This window comes from Vibrio sp. 1180_3 (genome assembly GCF_029478545.1).
Classification (GTDB): domain Bacteria; phylum Pseudomonadota; class Gammaproteobacteria; order Enterobacterales; family Vibrionaceae; genus Vibrio; species Vibrio aestuarianus.
This window is the reverse complement of record NZ_SJFM01000016.1, coordinates 53520-73581: the sequence shown is the minus strand read 5'-3', so window position 1 is coordinate 73581 and position 20062 is coordinate 53520. Positions and strand designations below refer to the sequence as shown.

At 42.0% G+C, this 20062-nt stretch carries 15 protein-coding genes; 6 read left to right on the top strand and 9 right to left on the bottom strand.

What is annotated here, in order from left to right:
• Positions 1–8 precede the first annotated feature (8 nt).
• From EYW48_RS11615 to pflA, 5 genes are all read right to left on the bottom strand, one after another.
• Positions 9–1280, bottom strand: a complete 1272-nt coding sequence (locus EYW48_RS11615) for a YeaH/YhbH family protein (protein WP_053310085.1) — start codon at positions 1278–1280, stop codon at positions 9–11.
• 83 nt (positions 1281–1363) lie between these two features.
• Positions 1364–3298, bottom strand: a complete 1935-nt coding sequence (locus EYW48_RS11610; protein WP_053310084.1) for a PrkA family serine protein kinase — start codon at positions 3296–3298, stop codon at positions 1364–1366.
• Between the two features lie 274 nt (positions 3299–3572).
• Positions 3573–4073, bottom strand: a complete 501-nt coding sequence (locus EYW48_RS11605; RefSeq protein ID WP_053310083.1) for a YfbU family protein — start codon at positions 4071–4073, stop codon at positions 3573–3575.
• 121 nt (positions 4074–4194) lie between these two features.
• Positions 4195–4833 (bottom strand): energy-coupling factor ABC transporter permease, encoded by a 639-nt coding sequence (locus tag EYW48_RS11600; RefSeq protein ID WP_241772857.1) that lies wholly within the window; start codon positions 4831–4833, stop codon positions 4195–4197.
• Positions 4834–4929: 96 nt separating this feature from the next.
• Positions 4930–5670 carry a pyruvate formate lyase 1-activating protein gene (pflA, locus tag EYW48_RS11595; protein WP_053310081.1) on the bottom strand — a complete coding sequence of 247 codons (741 nt, stop codon included), beginning with the start codon at positions 5668–5670 and terminating at the stop codon, positions 4930–4932.
• A 224-nt stretch (positions 5671–5894) separates the two neighbouring features.
• Between pflA and EYW48_RS11590 the strand changes: the two genes are divergently transcribed.
• Positions 5895–7775, top strand: a complete 1881-nt coding sequence (locus EYW48_RS11590) for a methyl-accepting chemotaxis protein (RefSeq protein ID WP_277432445.1) — start codon at positions 5895–5897, stop codon at positions 7773–7775.
• A 4-nt stretch (positions 7776–7779) separates the two neighbouring features.
• Here the strand turns inward: EYW48_RS11590 and EYW48_RS11585 are convergent, their stop codons facing one another.
• The 3 genes from EYW48_RS11585 to EYW48_RS11575 form a co-directional block, all read right to left on the bottom strand.
• Positions 7780–8766 carry a lipid A-modifier LpxR family protein gene (locus EYW48_RS11585; protein WP_176246959.1) on the bottom strand — a complete coding sequence of 329 codons (987 nt, stop codon included), beginning with the start codon at positions 8764–8766 and terminating at the stop codon, positions 7780–7782.
• A 205-nt stretch (positions 8767–8971) separates the two neighbouring features.
• On the bottom strand, positions 8972–11248 hold the full coding sequence (pflB, locus tag EYW48_RS11580) for a formate C-acetyltransferase (protein ID WP_168522647.1): 2277 nt from the start codon (positions 11246–11248) through the stop codon (positions 8972–8974).
• 265 nt (positions 11249–11513) lie between these two features.
• On the bottom strand, positions 11514–13061 hold the full coding sequence (locus EYW48_RS11575; protein WP_053310077.1) for a DUF3360 family protein: 1548 nt from the start codon (positions 13059–13061) through the stop codon (positions 11514–11516).
• Between the two features lie 613 nt (positions 13062–13674).
• Between EYW48_RS11575 and EYW48_RS11570 the strand changes: the two genes are divergently transcribed.
• The 4 genes from EYW48_RS11570 (at position 13675) to EYW48_RS11555 (ending at position 16835) form a co-directional block, all read left to right on the top strand.
• On the top strand, positions 13675–14445 hold the full coding sequence (locus EYW48_RS11570; RefSeq protein WP_053310076.1) for an ATP-binding cassette domain-containing protein: 771 nt from the start codon (positions 13675–13677) through the stop codon (positions 14443–14445).
• Between the two features lie 101 nt (positions 14446–14546).
• Positions 14547–15323: an ABC transporter substrate-binding protein gene (locus EYW48_RS11565; protein WP_168522643.1), complete on the top strand. Its 777-nt coding sequence runs from the start codon at positions 14547–14549 to the stop codon at positions 15321–15323.
• A 91-nt stretch (positions 15324–15414) separates the two neighbouring features.
• Entirely contained in the window at positions 15415–16155 is a 741-nt protein-coding gene (locus tag EYW48_RS11560) for an ABC transporter permease (protein WP_053310074.1), read from the top strand.
• Between the two features lie 2 nt (positions 16156–16157).
• A complete protein-coding gene (locus EYW48_RS11555) occupies positions 16158–16835 on the top strand; it encodes an ABC transporter permease (RefSeq protein ID WP_168522640.1) in 678 nt (225 codons plus the stop codon).
• A gap of 52 nt (positions 16836–16887) precedes the next feature.
• Here EYW48_RS11555 and xthA read toward each other — a convergent pair whose 3' ends face one another.
• On the bottom strand, positions 16888–17694 hold the full coding sequence (xthA, locus tag EYW48_RS11550) for an exodeoxyribonuclease III (protein ID WP_053310072.1): 807 nt from the start codon (positions 17692–17694) through the stop codon (positions 16888–16890).
• Between the two features lie 226 nt (positions 17695–17920).
• On the opposite strand from xthA, the gene EYW48_RS11545 reads away from it, so the two are divergent.
• Positions 17921–20038, top strand: coding sequence for a methyl-accepting chemotaxis protein (locus EYW48_RS11545; protein ID WP_277432444.1), 2118 nt, complete (start codon positions 17921–17923; stop codon positions 20036–20038).
• Positions 20039–20062: the final 24 nt, after the last annotated feature.

The window sequence follows — 20062 nt, the reverse complement described above, 5'->3', positions numbered from 1 at the left end:
ACGCCTCCCTAAGCTGTTTCCTTTTGGAATAGCTCCCTAAATACAGGAAATATGTCATCCACGGTGCGAATATTTTTAATGGCAAAATTGCCAAATGATGGCTGTAATTTTTCGTATTCGTGCCACAAGGTTTGATGTGAGCGACGAGTAATTTCGATATAGGCGTAATACTGGCAACAAGGCAGCAGTTGAGTGGTGAGTAATTCCTTACAACGTGGTGAATCGTCTGCCCAGTTGTCGCCGTCTGATGCTTGCGCTGCATAAATATTCCATTCCCCTAGTGGGTAACGCTGCTCAATAATTTCATTCATCAATTTGAGTGCACTAGAAACAATGGTACCGCCCGTTTCTTGCGAGTAGAAGAACTCATGTTCGTCGACTTCTTTTGCTTGAGTGTGATGGCGGATAAAGACTACTTCCACATTCTCATAGGTACGAGTGAGGAATAGGTATAACAGTACGTAAAAACGTTTTGCTATGTCTTTCGTAGCCTGATCCATTGACCCTGAAACATCCATCAAGCAAAACATTACCGCTTGGCTTGAAGGAACCGGACGCTTTTCATAGTTTTTGAATCGTAAATCGAAGGTGTCAATAAACGGGACACTTTCAATTTTTTTCCGCAGTTCCTCTATTTCTTGTTGGAGTCTTTTTTCCTCTAACATTTGTGCGGGTTCGGTATGTTGAATACGTAATAACTCATCTTCAAGCTCTGCCATCAAACGGCGTTTGCCCGCTGTCATTGCGGTGCGCCGAGCTAGAGATTGTTGTAGTGAGCGAACAATGGCGATATTGGAAGCTGACCCTGCCGTTTTGTAACCAGAACGGTGCGTTTTCCATTCAGTAATCTTGTTGATTTGATTCTTTTCTAAGTTGGGTAGTTCAAGATCTTCAAACAAAATATCGAGATATTCGTCTTTTGATATTTGGAAAATAAATTCATCTTGACCTTCACCGCTGTCACTCGCATCTCCTTCGCCTGAACCTCCTCCTTGGGCACCACCTTTTGGACGTTCAATTTTGTCTCCAGTAATAAATTGATCATTACCTGGGTGGACTCGTTCCCTTAAGCCGCCTTTGCCTTGATGAAAGACTGGCTCTTTAATGTCGTGATTAGGTATTGATACGTCTTCGCCTGATTCCGTATTGGTAATGGAACGGCGATTGACAGCATCTGCAACAGATTCTTTGATCTGCTCTTTATGACGGCGTAAAAAGCGTTGTCGATTGACCGCACTTTTGTTTTTACCGTTCAATCTTCTGTCGATGAATTGCGCCATGAGTATCCCCTTGAAAACATATCCCGGATGTTAACCATAGAACTTATGGTTAACATACCGTTACGGATTTGGGCCTGCTGAAGTTAAGAGGACTTACGTACGCGTAAATACCATTCAGACAACAGCCTTACTTGTTTCTCTGTGTAACCTTTTTCCATCATACGAGCGACAAAATCATCGTGTTTTTTCTGATCATCTGAAGACGTTTTGGTATTAAAGGAGATTACAGGAAGCAGTTCCTCTGTATTGGAGAACATTTTTTTCTCAATAACCGTGCGCAATTTTTCGTAGCTTGTCCAAACTGGGTTCTTACCATTGTTGTTGGCTTTCGCACGCAGTACAAAGTTTACGATTTCATTACGGAAATCTTTGGGGTTACTGATACCGGCTGTTTTTTCGATTTTCTCTAGTTCATTGTTGAGAGAGGAACGGTCAAATAACTGACCTGTTTCTGGATCTCGGTATTCTTGATCTTGAATCCAGAAGTCGGCATAGGTGACGTAACGGTCAAAGATATTTTGTCCATACTCAGAATAGGATTCTAAATAGGCGGTTTGAATTTCTTTGCCAATAAACTCGACATAACGTGGGACTAAGTAGCCTTTTAAAAACTCGAGGTAACGTTCAGCGGTTTCTTGTGGGAACTGTTCTCGTTCAATTTGCTGTTCAATGACGTAGAACAAATGCACAGGGTTAGCGGCCACTTCCGTTTGGTCAAAGTTAAATACGCGCGATAAAATTTTGAACGCAAAACGAGTTGATAATCCTGACATGCCTTCGTCGACACCCGCATAGTCACGGTATTCTTGATAGCTTTTCGCTTTAGGATCAGTATCTTTGAGCGTTTCTCCATCATAAACTCGCATTTTAGAGAATAGAGAAGAATTCTCTGGTGCTTTTAAGCGAGATAAAATACTGAACTGACTCAAGAGATCTAGTGTGCTTGGTGAACAAGGAGCCTTGGATAGTTCGCTGTGTTCGAGCAGTTTTTGATAGATCTTAACTTCTTCTGAAACGCGCAAGCAATAAGGTACTTTCACGATATATACACGGTCGAGGAAGGCTTCATTGTTCTTGTTGTTTCTAAATGTTTGCCATTCAGATTCATTTGAGTGAGCGAGGATCATGCCATCGAATGGCAATGCAGACAGACCTTCCGTACCGTTGTAGTTACCCTCTTGGGTTGCGGTTAATAGTGGGTGTAGCACCTTCAACGGTGCTTTGAACATTTCTACAAACTCCATGACACCTTGGTTTGCTTTACATAACGCGCCGGAGTAGCTGTAGGCGTCGGGGTCATCCTGCGAGAAATGTTCCAATTTTCGGATATCAACTTTACCGACGAGCGATGAAATATCTTGGTTGTTTTCATCTCCAGGTTCAGTTTTGGCAACGGCTATTTGGTCTAGAATCGATGGCTTTACTTTAACCACTTTGAATTTGGAAATATCGCCACCAAATTCATGCAGACGTTTCGCTGCCCATGGTGACATGATTGAACGCAGATAACGTTTTTCGATGCCATATTCCTGTTTGAGAAGTTCGCCATCTTCGTTGACATCAAACAAGCAGAATGGATGGTCGTTGACAGGGCTGCGTGCGCCATCAGCAGATAAAACATAGATAGGCATTTGTTGGATTAAAGCTTTCAGCTTTTCTGCAAGTGAAGATTTACCACCGCCAACAGGGCCAAGTAAATAGAGAATCTGTTTACGTTCTTCTAAACCTTGAGCGGCATGTTTTAAGTAAGAGACAATCTGCTCGATGGCTTCTTCCATGCCGTAAAAATCTTCAAAAGTTTTGTAGCGTGAAATGACTCGGTTTGAAAAAATACGACTAAGGCGTGGGTGCTTAGCTGTATCAATCAGCTCTGGTTCACCTATCGCCATTAAGAGACGTTCAGCAGCATTGGCATAAGCACTTTTATCTTCTTTACATAGTGCTAGAAACTCTTGCAGTGAAAGCTCTTCATCCTTGGCTGCCTCGTAGCGTGCCTGAAAGTGGTCAAAAATACTCATAGTGAATTCCCCTCTGAAAACTGTCTAACTGACAACACCGCTTAAAAACACAATTCCTTTACCACATAAGGTTAGTTCTACTTTGGCAATTTTGCTTAACAATTATGTATTTATTTACAATTCGTGATGTAAATAGCGAGTCTGAGGCTAAGGTATTTATTTCATGAATATCAAAGGCTCTATACAAAAGATGAACGTTAGATTTAATTGTTGGAAGGGGTAAATACGCAAAAAGGCGCATTTATGCGCCTTTAAAATAAAACTTTGGTGAGCGTTAAGCGTTGAAGATCTGCTTAAACTCAGCGGCTGATAGATGATATTGACGTGGGCAGTTACGCCAAGTTGTTAACATACGACGATATTTATCGAGCATTGGCATCTGGCTATTGAAATGGTGGTCAGCTTTATCGAACTGCTTATACAAACCTTCAGAATCAACTAGGAAGCGTACGTAATGAACTAGTTGAGCTTCTCTTGCGATATCGAAACCTAAGAACTGAAGGCGACGTTGATCGACCTCTTTTCCATCGCAATCTGCAAGCATCTTGTGTGACTCTTGCATGGCATGATACATCTCCAAGATATCAATAACTTCGCGACATTCAGCTTCGGTCAGACAACCAAATTCTTTGTTTAGCTCTCTCATTTGTAATTCGTAGCCGCGTTCAACAATGGTTTGCAGACGTTTGTATTTATTCGCGTTGTTGGGATCCATCTGCGACATCAAAAAATATTGGTTTGAAAGAATCAAGCGTTGAGCATTGGTCATTTCCATGGAGTTGGCCTCACTAAATTTAATGTTTTATTTTGATGGACTAAGGTTAACAGGAATTATCGATAATGAAACATGATCTCAACACGGATTCAATATGGTTAGTGTAAAAGATAACCATTTTTTACTCACTTTTATGTAAGTGATTATAGATATAAGCGCGGTCTGAAAATACTCTTAACCACTCTGGTTTAAATACGGATAGGATGGCCAGTGACATGCCATTTAACAGCCCTTCTGGAAAGGCTAGTAGTGGAACAAAGATGAGATAATTGTCCTTGATGACTTGCCAATCATAGTGGCCCAACATCAATTGATAAGCGGTATTTATGGCAAGGTGTAGGCTTCCTGTCATGGCTCCATTAAAAAAACCTGCGATAAAAATGAAGACAAAAATGTTGCGTGGAAAGTAGTGATAGCTCAAGGCAAATATGCTGTAACTGAGCAAAATTGGTATTAGGGATGATAGCAGCAGGTATTCGGGAATATCTAAGAAAGCTAATTTTCCAACAACTGCGAGAGCAAATGTCACCGGAATTGTCATGGCAAAGGCGCATCGCCAACCAAACATCATGGTTAATGTTGTTAGGCCTAGAAAGTGAATATGCAGCCCGTCTTTGATACCGGCTTGTGCAGACCACAAAAGAAATAGAGCAAAAATCACAAAATAAGTAAGGTGCTGAAAAGATTTGTCTGAACGAAATTTCGGCCCAAATACATGCTGTACATCATAGATGGCTGTTAAACTTGCAGTCAGTACGATAAAGAGCGTTGCTAATTCTTCTAGCTGCACAATAACCTTCCTATAAAAATACCAGCACTAAGCTGGTATTTTTTACGAAATAACGGTGATTTTAAATCAATATTTTACGTTTGAGTGATACTGCTCAAGGATCGATACGATTTTATCCATGGTTTCTTTCGAGGGAGGATTAACTCCCTCAAGTGGATATTCCATACCCATGGCTTCCCACTTATGAGCACCAAGTTTGTGATATGGTAGCAACTCGATTTTTTCAATATTATCCATATCTTTAATGAAATCACCCAACATATGAGCGGCTTCATCATCATCGGTGTAGCCTGGAACAATGACGTAGCGAAGCCAGGTTTTTTTGCCAATAGTGTGTAAGTAGCGAGCAAAATCGAGGGTGCGTTTATTGGATACGCCAATGAAGTCGTGGTGTATCTCATCTTTCATGTGTTTGATGTCCAACATCACTAGGTCGGTAGCATCAAGTACTTCGTCAATAACATCGGTATGTTTGCGAATATAGCCATTGGTATCAAGGCATGTATGAATGCCTTCCGCTTGCGCAGCTCTAAATAAATCTCTGACGAATTCCGGCTGAAGCATGGCTTCACCACCTGAACAGGTGATACCGCCACCAGAGGCATTCATAAAGTGACGATAAGATTTTGCTTCGTTGATGATCTCTTCGACGGAGACTTCTTTGCCGCCATGCGTATCCCATGTATCACGGTTATGGCAATACATACAGCGCATTAAGCAACCCTGCATAAAAACAATGAAGCGGATTCCGGGGCCATCGACAGTGCCACAAGATTCGAAGGAATGAATACGACCAGTTGTTGACATGAGCTCATCTCGAATAGGTAATTTAACCGTTATTTTATTACAAATAGTGGGGATTAAATAGAGCTAGCGAGAAATGTGGACTTGAAAATAGTTCTATAGTTGAAAAACATCGCTCCTAACTCTGCATTCTGTTATAGAATTGTTATGAATAATATTTTTATAACAATAACTTTAATAGACCTTATGGTTGAATTTAACGCCGCGCTGTTAGTAAGGATTGCTTTATGGGTACGCTTAATTTTTCTCAAAAACAAAAAATAACGTTATTTATCGTTATATTATGCATCGGATTTCTTTCGCTCGGATTTTATACTTCACAAAGCTTGTCTGCTATGAATGAGCAGAATCAACGTAGTAGTGAGATAGCATCGGGTTCTCTAAAAATCTACAGCACTCAAGCTAGTTTGCTATCTCTTGCTTCTGAGCTTAACGATTTGAATGGTAATCAAGTCTCATCTGCGCTCGAAAAACTGAATCAACTAATGAAAGATGTGGAGAGTAATGCCCGTTTTCTAGAGTTATCAAAATTACGCCAAGAAGGCACCTTGTTAAAGGGAGCGGTAACTCAATTTGATGCCGCTTTACGTCCTTGGTTAGAGTTGAAGTCTGAGCTAGGATTTAATGTCGACGAGGGTAAGCTCGGTGAGTTGAAGCGTTTAGCCGCGACTATTGAGAAAAAAATCGAAGAAACCGGCATGGTGACTATTAACTCTGATTTTCAGGTGATGGTCAAAGCACAACAAAACTACTTATTACAGCCTAATGAGCAGAATTTAAAGTTATTCAATCGCTCCATGGCTGGGTTTAAAAATGTCTCGAACTCATATGCCATGCTTGATCTTTACGAACAAGAATTAGACCAGTTCAAAGATACTTTTTTACGTGTTAGTCAGCTTTCTCAACAGGTTGGGGTGATGGAAGGTAATCTTATCTTGAGCGAAAACCAAGCGAAAAAGGTCATCCAAGATATATCAACTAAATTAGCCTCATTAAGTCTTCAATATCAGCAATCGGCTCGTAAATCGGCAGCCCAAACCCAGTGGTCGGTGCTGGGGGCTTGCGCAGTTTTGGCTGTTTTGACTATCTCTATTTTTGTCACGTTGAATCTTTCATTGACTCGTTCATTAACTCAAACCATTCAAGTATTGAAAAGCATTTCTCAAGGTGATTTGTCGCAACGGATGCTGGTTACAACAAACGCTAAGGATGAATTTAATCAACTGGCGATAGCCATTAATCAAAGTTGCGAGAATCTTGGGCAATTAGTTAGCGGTGTTCAGCAAAGCAGTGATACGCTATCGGATAACGCTGCTGAGCTCAACATGGGCTTAGATAACTTAGCCAATAATCAATCAGATGTAATAGAGCAAACTCAGCTATTGGCGTCTGCCACAGAAGAAGTGAGTGTGACTACCCAGGAAGTCTCGAACTCATTAGAGTTTGTTGCTGATATTAGTAAATCGTCGATGCAAACGGCAGAAGAAGGGGGGCAGGTTATTTCTGCCGCTATTAATTCGTTAAAAGATGTAGGGCAAATTTTGAGTGCAGCCGCAGGGCATATTCATCAATTAGAACAAGCTTCTGCTAAAGTTGATTCGGTGATGGACATCATTAATGGAATTGCTGAGCAAACCAATTTGTTGGCACTTAACGCTGCTATCGAAGCAGCAAGAGCAGGTGAACAAGGCCGTGGTTTTGCCGTAGTGGCCGATGAAGTGAGAAGTTTAGCGGTAAGAACGGTTGACGCGGTTGCTGAAATTTCAGATACGATTGAAACAATGAAAAAAGAAAGTTCAGAAGTGATTAACTATATTAGCCAATCAGAGCAATCTATGTTGAGTGGTCAAGAAAAAGGCAATGCCGCGATACAGGCTATTTCACAAATCACCCAAAAAGCGGATGACGCGGCTCACCAAACAGAAGTTATCTTTGCTTCTATTCGCGAACTGGCCACGACGAGTCATTCCATGGCCGATAGTATGACTCAAATATCTAGCGCGATGAAATCACTTGAGGAAAATAATGAGCAGCTCAGAGCAACGAGTCAAATTGTTGATAAACGCTCTAGCAGCTTAAATGCAGACTGCCAGAGGTTTACAATCTAACCGATCAGAAGAAGGCAAAAAATGAAAGGCTGCCCACACCGTGGATGGAATTTTTGTCTTCTTCGTATTCAGAGGTATTTGCAGTAAAAGACAAACTGGCACCAAAGTGTTTTATGTACCATGCAGCGCCCGCGACTGCTGTTGCCTGGACATGCTCTACATTGACTTGGTAGTACTGTGGGTCATATTCTAGGCCATTTAGAGGTCTATCCCCTTCAATAGTCACATCATTAAAACGGTATCGGCCTTCGAGTCCTGCAAACAAAAACCATCCAGAATTTGAAGCGCCTATCATCCCTGAATAAAAAGGGTTTTCTGCATCAATTTGTGCGCTACCAAAATTGTTAGCAAGGTCAGCACCCCAACGCATCATAAAACCGGTGGATACATCACTGCGAAAATTACCAATATTGGCTTCTGAAACATTTGAAAACTCCAGTTCCGTGCCGAAGTAGCTGCGATAGCGCGCCAGTTTGAAATGCGAAAGGTATCCAACACTGCCAGCGACTTGATCTTCGACTTGATATGCCCAGCCATTAGGATCATCGGATTTAGTGATCCCATGAACTATTTTCTGAGCCTTTTCGGAAAGAGAAGACTCGCCTGTTGTACCGAGGGTGAGATTAAACCGAGATGCTTGTTGAGGATGCAGACTGATGTAATTGAATTCAGCATAAAGAAAACCAGCATAGGGGCGTTCATTCGGTTCTGGTTTTTCGAGAGTGATATCTGAAGGTGTCCACATTTTGTTAGCGATGCTGATTTCCCACTTATCCAGAGAAGAGGCGCCCCATGCAGACAGGCTGAGCGGCTTTGCCCACCAATAAGGTGTAATGGATCCAGAGGTATAGGTTAAAAATAAGCCATTGGTGTAGTCGCGATCGACGCCAAATACACCGTCGTTATCTATGTTTAGAGAGAGTGTAGAGTTTTGCGACGCGAAAGCTGAAGCACTCAGCAAAGCTAAAGGTAATATGTAAAATAACTTCATACAAATACTGTCGAATGGAGATTAAGCTAAATACTACAGGAAAAAGAACGAATTAAGTGGATAAACCTAGGATAGAAGAGGCATAAATGTGCAGAAGGTTACATTTATATAAAATAGGTTGAATTGTGCCGTTGGTTGGTCGTTATAAATAAAAACCCCACTCAATGAGTGGGGTTTAAACTATCTAGCTATTTAATCAGCTGAATTATAGAGATTCAGTGAAAGTACGTGCGATTACGTCGGCTTGTTGCTCAGCAGTTAGCGAGTTAAAGCGAACAGCGTAACCTGATACACGGATAGTTAATTGAGGGTACTTCTCTGGGTGCTTAACAGCGTCTTCTAGAGTTTCGCGGTTAAGAACGTTCACATTTAGGTGTTGACCACCTTCAATGCCAGCTTCATGGTGGAAGTAACCATCCATTAGACCTGCAAGGTTAGCACGTTGGCTGCTTTCTTCTTTGCCCAGCGCATTTGGAACGATAGAGAAGGTGTAAGAGATACCATCTTGAGCATCAGCAAACGGTAGTTTCGCTACTGAAGTCAATGATGCTACAGCACCTTTTTCATCACGACCGTGCATTGGGTTTGCACCCGGTGCAAATGGAGTACCAGCGCGACGACCATCAGGAGTGTTACCTGTTTTCTTACCGTATACCACGTTTGAAGTGATAGTAAGGATAGATTGCGTTGGGATTGCATTACGGTATGTATTCAGTTTACGGATTTTGCCCATAAATACGCTAACAAGTTCACAAGCGATGTCATCAACGCGAGGATCGTTGTTACCAAATTTAGGGTAATCGCCTTCGATTTCAAAATCGATGGCTAGACCGTCTTCATCACGAATTGGTTTAACTTTCGCGTATTTAATTGCTGAAAGTGAGTCAGCTGCAACAGATAGACCTGCAATACCACATGCCATAGTACGAATAACATCGCGGTCATGTAGAGCCATTAGTGAAGCTTCGTAGCTGTATTTGTCGTGCATAAAGTGAATGCTGTTTAGTGCAGTCACGTATTGTTTTGCCAACCAGTCCATGAAGTGGTCCATCTTGTCCCACAATTCGTTGTAGTCAAGATATTCGCCAGCAATCTTGTCCATCTTAGGACCAACTTGGATTTTAAGCTTCTCATCAATACCGCCATTGATGGTATAAAGCATAGTTTTAGCAAGGTTAGCACGAGCACCGAAGAACTGCATTTGCTTACCAACAACCATTGGCGATACACAACAAGCAATTGCGTAGTCATCAGAGTTCATGTCTGGGCGCATTAGATCGTCGTTTTCGTACTGGATAGAAGAAGTATCGATAGATACTTTTGCACAGAAACGTTTGAAGCCGTCAGGTAGTTGCTCAGACCAAAGAACAGTGATGTTTGGCTCTGGAGAAGGACCCATAGTATATAGGCTGTTTAGGAAACGGAAGTTAGAACGCGTAACAAGCGTACGACCGTCAAGACCCATACCACCCATAGATTCTGTTGCCCAGATTGGGTCACCAGAGAATAACTCATCGTATTCAGGAGTACGTAGGAAACGAACCATACGTAGCTTCATTACGAAGTGGTCGATCATTTCTTGAGCTTGTGCTTCAGTAATTTTGCCTGCAGCAATATCGCGCTCGATGTAGATATCTAGGAAAGTCGAAGTACGACCTAGAGACATTGCTGCACCGTTTTGAGACTTAACTGCTGCTAGGTAGCCGAAGTAAGTCCATTGAATAGCTTCTTGTGCAGTTTGTGCTGGCTCAGAAATATCAAAACCATATTTAGCAGCCATTTTTTTGATTTGGCCAAGAGCACGGTGTTGCTCTGCAATTTCTTCACGAAGTTGCATTGTCATTTGAAGATCTTCACCATTCTCAAATTTCTCTTGAAGAGAAGTAAATTGAGCTAGTTTATCTTTCATTAGACGGTCGATACCGTATAGCGCAACGCGACGGTAGTCACCGATGATACGACCACGACCGTATGCATCAGGAAGACCAGTTAGAACACCAGACTTACGACATGCTAGGATATCAGGAGTGTAGATATCGAAAACACCAGCATTGTGTGTTTTGCGGTATTCTGTATAGATTTTTGAAACCATTGGATCAAGTTCGCGATCGTATGCTTTACAAGAACCTTCAACCATGCGGATACCACCATTAGGGATGATAGCGCGCTTAAGTGGTTTTTCAGTTTGTAGACCTACGATAGTTTCAAGATCTTTTTCGATGTAGCCTGCATCGTGAGCAGTGATGGTAGAGATAACAGAAGTGTCGAAATCAACAGGAGCGTGAGTTGAGTTCTCAATTTTAATACCTTCCATTACTTTAGCCCAAAGCTTGTTAGTTGCTTCAGTACCTTCAGAAACTAGGAAAGATTCATCGCCTTCATACGGCGTATAGTTCTTTTGAATGAAATCACGAACGTTAACTTCATTTTGCCACTCACCTGCAGCAAAACCTTCCCAAGCTTTAGCAAATTGCTCTGCCATGACATACCTACCTTTTTAGTAGAAAAAACACGTACTGTCTTCACTGTTGAGCCAGTTATCCCCGAAGGGAGCAGTACACTTATTAATAACAATATCTATATACATACTATTCAATCATCTGAATATAGATATTGTGATTCCCTAACTTGTTTACAATAGTAAACTAAAATTTTTTTGCAAAACTTAAACTAAATCAATAAAAGTTAAAAAATTAAAATAAAGTTTGGGTAGTGCTTTTGACACTACCCAAATCTGTATTAGTTCATTATAGCCAAGCTTTCAGACCATATTGACTTTCTAACATACCGACAGCAAGCATAGCAACCAAGCAGATGATAAACACTCCGACAGGGATGATAATTTTATCGGCAAACGATAGTCGAGACGCACGCTCTTTATCACCGATAAGGCCGTTGTTATCTAAGAACATTGTTAATGCCCAAGCAAGCACTGGGTTGGTGACGATAGAAGCAAAGATACAGATACCAGCCGCCTGTGAATCTTTTGTGTCACGAACCATTTGCATACCGGCTTCTAGAAGCGGTAGAGATACACCCACTAAAAGTGCAACACGCATTACTGGTGGCCATACCGCAACATCCATAGGGAAGCCAAGTACCGCAACAATGATACATAATGAACCGAGCAAAATTGCTCCCGCTGGGATAGGACGTTTAGCAATCGCAGCAGGGATCATGTAAGTACCCCAAGAAGAAGTGATGTTACCACCACCAACCGCAGTACCAACCATTTGACGTACAGAACACATAGTCATTGTGTCATCAACGTCCATTAATACTTTTTCAGTCTTTTTCGGGTAGTTAAGTTCTTGGAAAATACGGTGACCTAAGAAATCTGGTGACCACATTGCTACGGCTAAAATCGCAAAAGGAAGAGAAGCAATGAAGTGCTCAAGGTTTGGCAAACCTAGCATCCAACCTTCAGAAGTTGAACCCCACCAGTACACAGGATTTAGATTTGGTAGGCCCATTTGAGTTTCAAATTTGATATCGAAGCCTGCGCCAAGTACTAAAGCGATAGCCAGACCAGTGAACGCACAAACAGGAATTGCTAACCAACGTTTGTTAACTTTTGCTAGGTATGCGTAAATACCAACGGTTATACCGAGAACGATAAGACCAACGTAACCCATGCTGCCAGCTGCGACATCCGCAGATTGCAGACCTGTAGCCCAATCTTGGATAGAGCTAATTTGGCTCATGGTACCAGTTAAACCAAGGAATATCAGCAAGCCACCCGCTGTACCTTCCGAGGTAAGGTTGACTAGTTTTGAACCCCCTTTCAGAAAGCTCAGAATCAAGCCGAAAACACCGATCAAAATCGCTAGAGCAAGTGGGTGAGCACCCGCCAATGCAATCGTACCGATGAGTGGGATCATTGGACCGTGGTTACCGGCAAGGTTTGCGCGTGGATTTAAGAAACCAGAAGAAATGATACAGAAAAGGAGTGCTGGAATAAGCATTTCCACACGAGCGACTTCAATAGCAAACTCTTTGCCAAGGTTTACGTGGTCCCATGCCTCGGTTAGGCCTTGAGCCCAAGACATCATTACTGCTGAGTACATCGCGATAATGCCGATGGTACCTGCAAGCGCAGGAACAAGATCTTCGAGTTCAAAACGGAAATCACGACCAGGAAGGTTTAGACCAAAGCGGCGTGGTTTCATGATTTGCAGTTCATGATCTAAATAATCTGAACGGCTTGCAAACTCAGATGCTGGTCGGTGTAGCTCACGATAGCTTTTGCTCTCGATATCCGAATCAGAGTGAGTATTTTTCACTGCGTCTGACATAGATTCCTCATATTTTAAAAAGTTAGTAATTCGTAATGAATCGCTAGTAATCCGCACGTTGCGGTAACGCTTTAATTGAATATGCTGCACATTTTGTACGTGCTTGAACAGTATCAACTAAAAAAGAAAATTTGGTCATTTTTATGGCCTTATCTTTGTTGGCGAGTTTAACGTGCTTAATCTACAGCGTGATTGATCTTGATCACTTTACGAATAATTGTGAAAGAAAACTACGTCAACCCAATAAAATCGGGCGCTTAGCACAAAAAACCATGAAAGATTTTTTCAGATTGTGATGTTGTATAAATTAATAGTCATGGCATTTTGTCACAAAATTTTATGTGTCTATATGTATGATTTATAAATAGAGAGAATGCTTTTCTTTACAACTTTGTTAATAAAATACATTGCCCGTTAACTCTTTGTTGTGCCATTTATATGCGTCATATAAAGAAGTATTGGCTAAAATATGAATATATAGTCACATAATATAACTAAATATCCCTTATTTGCAGGTTAATAATTTGTTGCATGTTTCTGGTGTGAATGCTAGTTTGTATCGAAAACAAGAGTTGGAATACTCTAGCAGTGGAAAATACAGGGAGTTAAGCGCATGAATGATGTACCCGCGCTGAATATTAAAGAACTGCACAAAACTTTTGGGCAAAACGAAGTACTTAAAGGCATATCACTAGAAGCGCATAAAGGCGATGTTATTTCGATAATTGGTTCTTCAGGTTCCGGTAAGAGTACCTTTCTCCGATGCATCAACTTACTCGAGACACCAACGTCTGGAGAAATTTGGGTGGATGGTGAACTCATTCAGATGAAGAAAAATCGTCAAGGAGAATCTTCTCCTGCTAATGAAAAGCAAGTACAGCGAATTCGTTCTCGCTTAGCGATGGTTTTTCAAGGATTCAACCTCTGGTCTCATATGACAGTTTTAGAAAATGTCATTGAAGCACCTGTTCATGTCCTTGGTGTGCCTAAAGCTCAAGCTTTAGAAAATGCAGAGTTACTACTCAAAAAAGTAGGCTTGTATGAGCGCAAAGACTATTATCCAGGACACTTATCAGGTGGTCAGCAGCAACGTGCGGCAATTGCAAGAGCACTTGCTGTTGAGCCAGAAGTTATGCTGTTTGACGAACCAACATCAGCCTTAGATCCTGAACTGGTCGGTGAGGTATTAGGGGTTATGAGAGACTTGGCAGAAGAAGGCCGTACTATGTTGGTTGTTACGCATGAAATGGCTTTCGCACGTGATGTCTCCAACCATGTGATGTTCCTACACCAAGGACGAGTTGAAGAACAGGGTAACCCGGCAAAATTGTTCACGGCTCCTGAGTCTGAAAGACTCAAGCAATTTATTTCTTCAATCTATTAGTTGGTATGGTCACTTTTGTGGCTGTTACTTTTACCGCCACAATTAATTAAAGCAACACAACATTATCAAAAAAGTAATATTTCAATCACAGGAGTATGGAAATGAAAAAGTGGTTATTAGTTGCAGCTGTTGCTGCTAGCGCAATGACGGGTATGGCTCAAGCGAAAGAATGGAAAACGGTTCGCTTTGGTATCGAGGGTGCTTATCCTCCATTTAGTTGGACTGAAGCAGACGGCTCTTTGAAAGGGTTTGATGTAGATATGGCTAATGCTTTATGTCAAGAGATGCAAGTCGAATGTAAGATTGTGCCACAAGATTGGGATGGGATTATTCCGTCACTACTTGCTCGTAAATACGACGCTATCATTGCGGCAATGTCCATTACTGAAGAGCGTAAGAAAAAGGTCGATTTTACTGGTAAATACGCACAAATCCCTAACAAGTTTATTGCGAAGAAAGGTGCAAACCTCGACTTTTCTAAAGAAGGTTTAAAAGGCGTTAAAATTGGTGTGCAACGTGCAACTACACACGATAAATATCTAACAGATAACTACGGTGATGCGGTTGAAATTGTTCGTTATGGTTCATTTGATGAAGCCTACCTTGACCTAGCTAACGGCCGTATTGCTGCTGTATTGGGTGATGCTTCTGCATTAGAAGAAGGCGTGATCAATAAAGCGGGTGGCGAGGCGTATGAATTTGTTGGCCCATCACTCACTGACGCTAAGTGGTTTGGTGATGGAATGGGTATTGCTGTTCGTAAACAAGACAAAGAATTGACCAAAAAACTTGATGCGGCAATCCAATCTTTACGTGACAAAGGCGTTTACAGCACAATTGCAGCTAAATACTTTAACTATGATGTTTATGGTGAATAAGCGATAGCTTTTTCTTCACCAATTCCTAGCTGCTGGCGCCTAGTTCCAGAAGTACCCAGCAGCTAGATTCCTCAGGGACTAGGAACGAATTATGTTGGATTTACAAGGATATGAAGCCTCGATATTTAAAGGGGCGGTATTAACCATAGAAGTGGCCGTTCTATCTTTGATATTGGCAGTGATACTTGGCATGCTCGGAGCGTTGGCAAAGCTTGCACCATATCGTTGGGCAAGGGCGATCGCGACTCTGTATACGACGATTATTCGTGGTATCCCCGACCTCGTATTGATGATGCTTATTTTCTTTGGTGGTCAAATTCTGTTGAATAATAGCCTTTATTCAATTAACGAGTGGTTAAACAATTGGTTTATGGCAAGCGATCCAAGCCATGAATGGACTTCTTACCTACCAGACTACATTGATGTCAGCCCGTTCGTCGCAGGGATACTGACAATCGGTTTTATTTTCGGTGCCTATATGGCTGAAACCTTCCGCGGTGCAATTATGGCAGTTGATAAAGGCGAGTTAGAAGCAGCTAAAGCGTATGGCATGAGTTCTATTTTGGCATTTAGACGCATTTTGCTACCTCAAATGGTCCGCCACGCCTTGCCAGGGTTCGGTAACAACTGGTTAGTTCTGCTTAAAACGACGGCGCTTGTTTCCATTATTGGATTGGAAGATATGGTCCGGGTCAGTTCATTAGCCGCTGGTTCGACGAAAATGCCGTTCACTTTTTATATGGCTGTCTCAGTGATATTCCTTTTCTTTACCAGTGTATCAACCGGCCTACTCAAATTGGTTGAACGCAAGTTCAGCATTCACACGAGGTAAATATGGACTTTTCCCTTATTACTCAAAGTCTACCTATCTATTTTAGTGGGTTGTGGACAACGGTTTGGCTGGTAGCATTGTCATTGATTATTGGTTTGAGTGTGGCCATACCATTAGCCGTGGCTAGAAACAGCCATAATTACTTTATTAGTATGCCTGCTTGGGGTTATACCTACTTTTTCCGTGGAACACCTTTATTGGTTCAGCTTTATCTCATCTATTACGGCATGGATCAGTTCTTCCCAGTGAAGGATACCCTGTGGGAAAATGCATGGTTCTGCGCACTGGTGGCATTTATATTAAATACATCAGCTTATACCGCAGAAATTATCCGCGGTGCGATTAACGGTTTACCTAAAGGTGAAGTGGAAGCGGCAAAAGCATATGGCATGAGCACCTGGAAAACGTACCGTCGAATCATTTTACCTAGTGCACTGCGCCGTGCTTTACCCGCCTACAGTAATGAAGTGGTATTCATGCTACATGGTTCTGCGGTCGCAGGTATTGTGACCATCATGGATTTGACCGGTGCTGCACGTTTAGTCAATTCGCGCTACTACGCGCCTTTTGAATCATTTCTTACGGCGGGGCTGTTTTATATGGGCCTCACGTTTATTATTTTGTTTTGTTTCAAGCAGGCAGAAAAACGCTTTTTGGCATATTTAAGACCGCTCAGTTAATTAAGGTTTAATGAATGAAAAAGAGCGCTTCGAGCGCTCTTCTGATGATGATTTAGGAAAAAGTAGACCAGATAGGGGCGTGGTCAGACGGTTTTTCAATGCCCCTTAGCTCGTAATCAATGCCGGACTCTTGGCATTTGGCTGCTAAGCTCGAGGTGGCAAGAATCACATCGATACGCAGACCTCTATTATCATCAAAACCTCGAGAACGGTAATCAAACCATGAGAATTGGTCGTTAGTTTCTGGGTGCAATTGACGGAAGGTATCAATCAACCCCCAGTCTTTAAGTGTTTTTAACCATTCGCGCTCTTCCGGTTGAAAAGAACATTTGCCAGTTTTCAACCAACGCTTACGGTTTGGTTCACCAATACCTATGTCTAAATCAATAGGGCTGATATTAATATCGCCCATCACAATGATTTGCTCACTTGGAGAGTGATATTCCGTCAAATAACCCATTAAGTCTTGGTAAAACTGGCGCTTGTATGGGTATTTGGTTTCATGGGCAATATTGTCGCCTTGTGGGAAATAGCCGTTTAATATCGTTACTTTTTCACCTGAATTATCTTCAAATGTCGCGATGATCATTCGTTTTTGATGGTCTTCATTATCGGTAGGAAAACCTTTTTGAACAGAAATTGGCTGCTTTTTGCATAGCATAGCAACACCATAGTGCGCCTTCTGACCATGAAAATAAACGTGGTAGCCCATCGCTTCGACATCTTCAATTGGAAAGGCTTCATCATGAACTTTGATCTCTTGGAGACCAATAACATCAGGTTGATGTTTATCGATGATAGCTTGTAGCTGATGCAAGCGTGCTCTCAACCCATTGATGTTAAAACTAATGACTTTCATTGCTGATCCTTTCGTTGGTCTGTTAAAGAAGATGTTACCATTTAGAAACGTGAGGACAAGATGAAAACCTAGTAAACAGTGCATATAGTAAACAGGTAAGTGGCTCCTGAGTTTTCTGTTAACATTTTTATAAACTTACGATTGATCTCTTGGGTGAATATGGTCTAATTTAGTTGAATCATTCACTCTTTAAAAAATTAAGCTGACGCAAACATAGGGATGTTGTATGCGAACACTATCGGTTCAGTGGAAAATTACACTTTTGGCAGGCTTTTGCTTGTTGATCACTTCACTATCACTCATTGGTTTCTCGGTTTATAACGCCGTTAATAACCAGCATATTATTAAGCAGCAAAGTTCCGACTCAGTAACCATTAAGTCACAACAACTGCTGCAGACACGTGCATTACTCAATGCAACCGAAGTGTCGGAATACCTAAATGAGGCGATGTTTAGAGCAGAAATGCTGGCAGCGAATGCCCTGTTTTTTAAAACCAATACCGAAGAGAACTTTGGTGAAAGTGAAGTGCTACGTACGGCACTTGATGAAATGGTGCGCAAGTCAGTTGTGGGTTTTTCAAGTATTCAAGGAGCTTACCTTGTATTTAAGCCCGATATGCTCGACGGGGAAGACGCAAACTATGAAAATGCTGCTTATGTAGGTTCAAATGAAATTGGTCGGTTTGCAGCCTATTGGCTAACGGCAGCTAATGGTGAAAATGTTGTTGCCAATGTATTAAGTGAACAAGCGTTAAAAGATGTGAAAGAGAGCGAACGATTTGCTTGTCCATTATCTAATGCCGAAACCTGCATTTCCTCGCCAAGAATGATTCAAAATGACGATGGTTCCTTTCTCTCTTCTTCAATATCTGTGCCTATTTTGATCGACGGCTTGCCGATAGGGTTTTTTGGTATTGACCTAACACTCACTCCATTAGTTGATATTGCTTTAGGTTCTGACCGCAGTCTCTTTGAAGGTAACGGCAAAGTATTCATTACCAGCGCAGAAGGCTCGTTGATCGCGAGTGATGATTCATCGCTCACATTAGGTAAACCATTATCTAGCGCTGTTTTGACGGCTCGGGAAATGCAAGAGTTTCGCGCTAGCCAAAAGGTACAGGCGAAATGGAGTGAGGATGGTCAATGGCTAACTGTTTTTGCTCCAATTAATGTTGCTAACCAAACGTGGGGAGTGATATTTGAAATGCCTAAAGCGAGTGTATTGGCAGATGCGAGTCAACTCGATCAAATCATTACTCAGCAAGTAGAGAGGGGCGTTCAAACTGAACTGCTGGTGGGTACTATTTTAGTGTTACTTGGTTTAGGTGTTATTGCGTTAAGTGCCGCTAAAATAGTAAAACCAATTAGAGAAGTAGCATTACGTTTACAAGATATTGGTTCAGGAGAAGGGGATTTAACTCAACGTCTTGTGGTGACGTCACAAGATGAAATTGGCCAACTGGCAAATGGGTTTAATCAATTCTTAGATAAATTGCAGTCGATCATTCAACAAGTGATCGAAACGGCTAATCAAGTGGCTCAAACGACAGATCAAGCACGCAACGCAGCTGTACAAACACGCAGTAGTAGCGAGTCTCAGTTTAAAGAGATGGATTTAGTCGCTACCGCCTCTGAAGAGATGACGCAAACGGCCAGTCTTGTGGTGCAAAATGCTGAAGCTGCGGTTAATGCGGCTTCTCAAGCCAATAATTCAGCATTGGTTGGTCAGGAGGTGATTCGCGCCTCTGAAGCTGAAATGCATAAGCTTGTGGTACGGATGAGCGATGCGGTTCCGGTCGTAGAAGAACTCGCACGCAACAATGCCAATATCACCGAAATTTTAACGGTCATTGAAGGTATTTCAGAGCAAACCAACTTGCTCGCTTTAAACGCGGCAATTGAAGCGGCTCGCGCTGGAGATCAGGGACGAGGTTTTGCAGTGGTTGCTGATGAAGTACGTAACTTAGCGCAACGTACTCAAGATTCGGTCGGAGAGATCCGCCAAGTTATCGAAAAGGTGCAGCAAGGCACGAAAGGGGTCGTCGAGGTTATCCAGCAAGGTAATGAATTGGCAAATGGTACGGCTGATCAAGTGCAGAAAGCGGTTGCCGAGTTAAGTACAGTTTTTGAGTCAATCTCTGCCATTAATGACATGAACAGCCAGATAGTGAAAGCGGCTGAAGAGCAGCAAGCGGTGTCAGGGGAGGTTAACCAAAACTTATCGAATATTCGTGATTTAAGTGCGCAAATACTCGAAAGAGCCGGTGAGTCAGAATCGGTCGGCTCTCAGATCAGTGCGCTTTCTGCTAAGCAGCAGCAATTGGTTGGGCAATTCAAAGTTTAGCGTTAAGCACATTAAGCTAAAAGG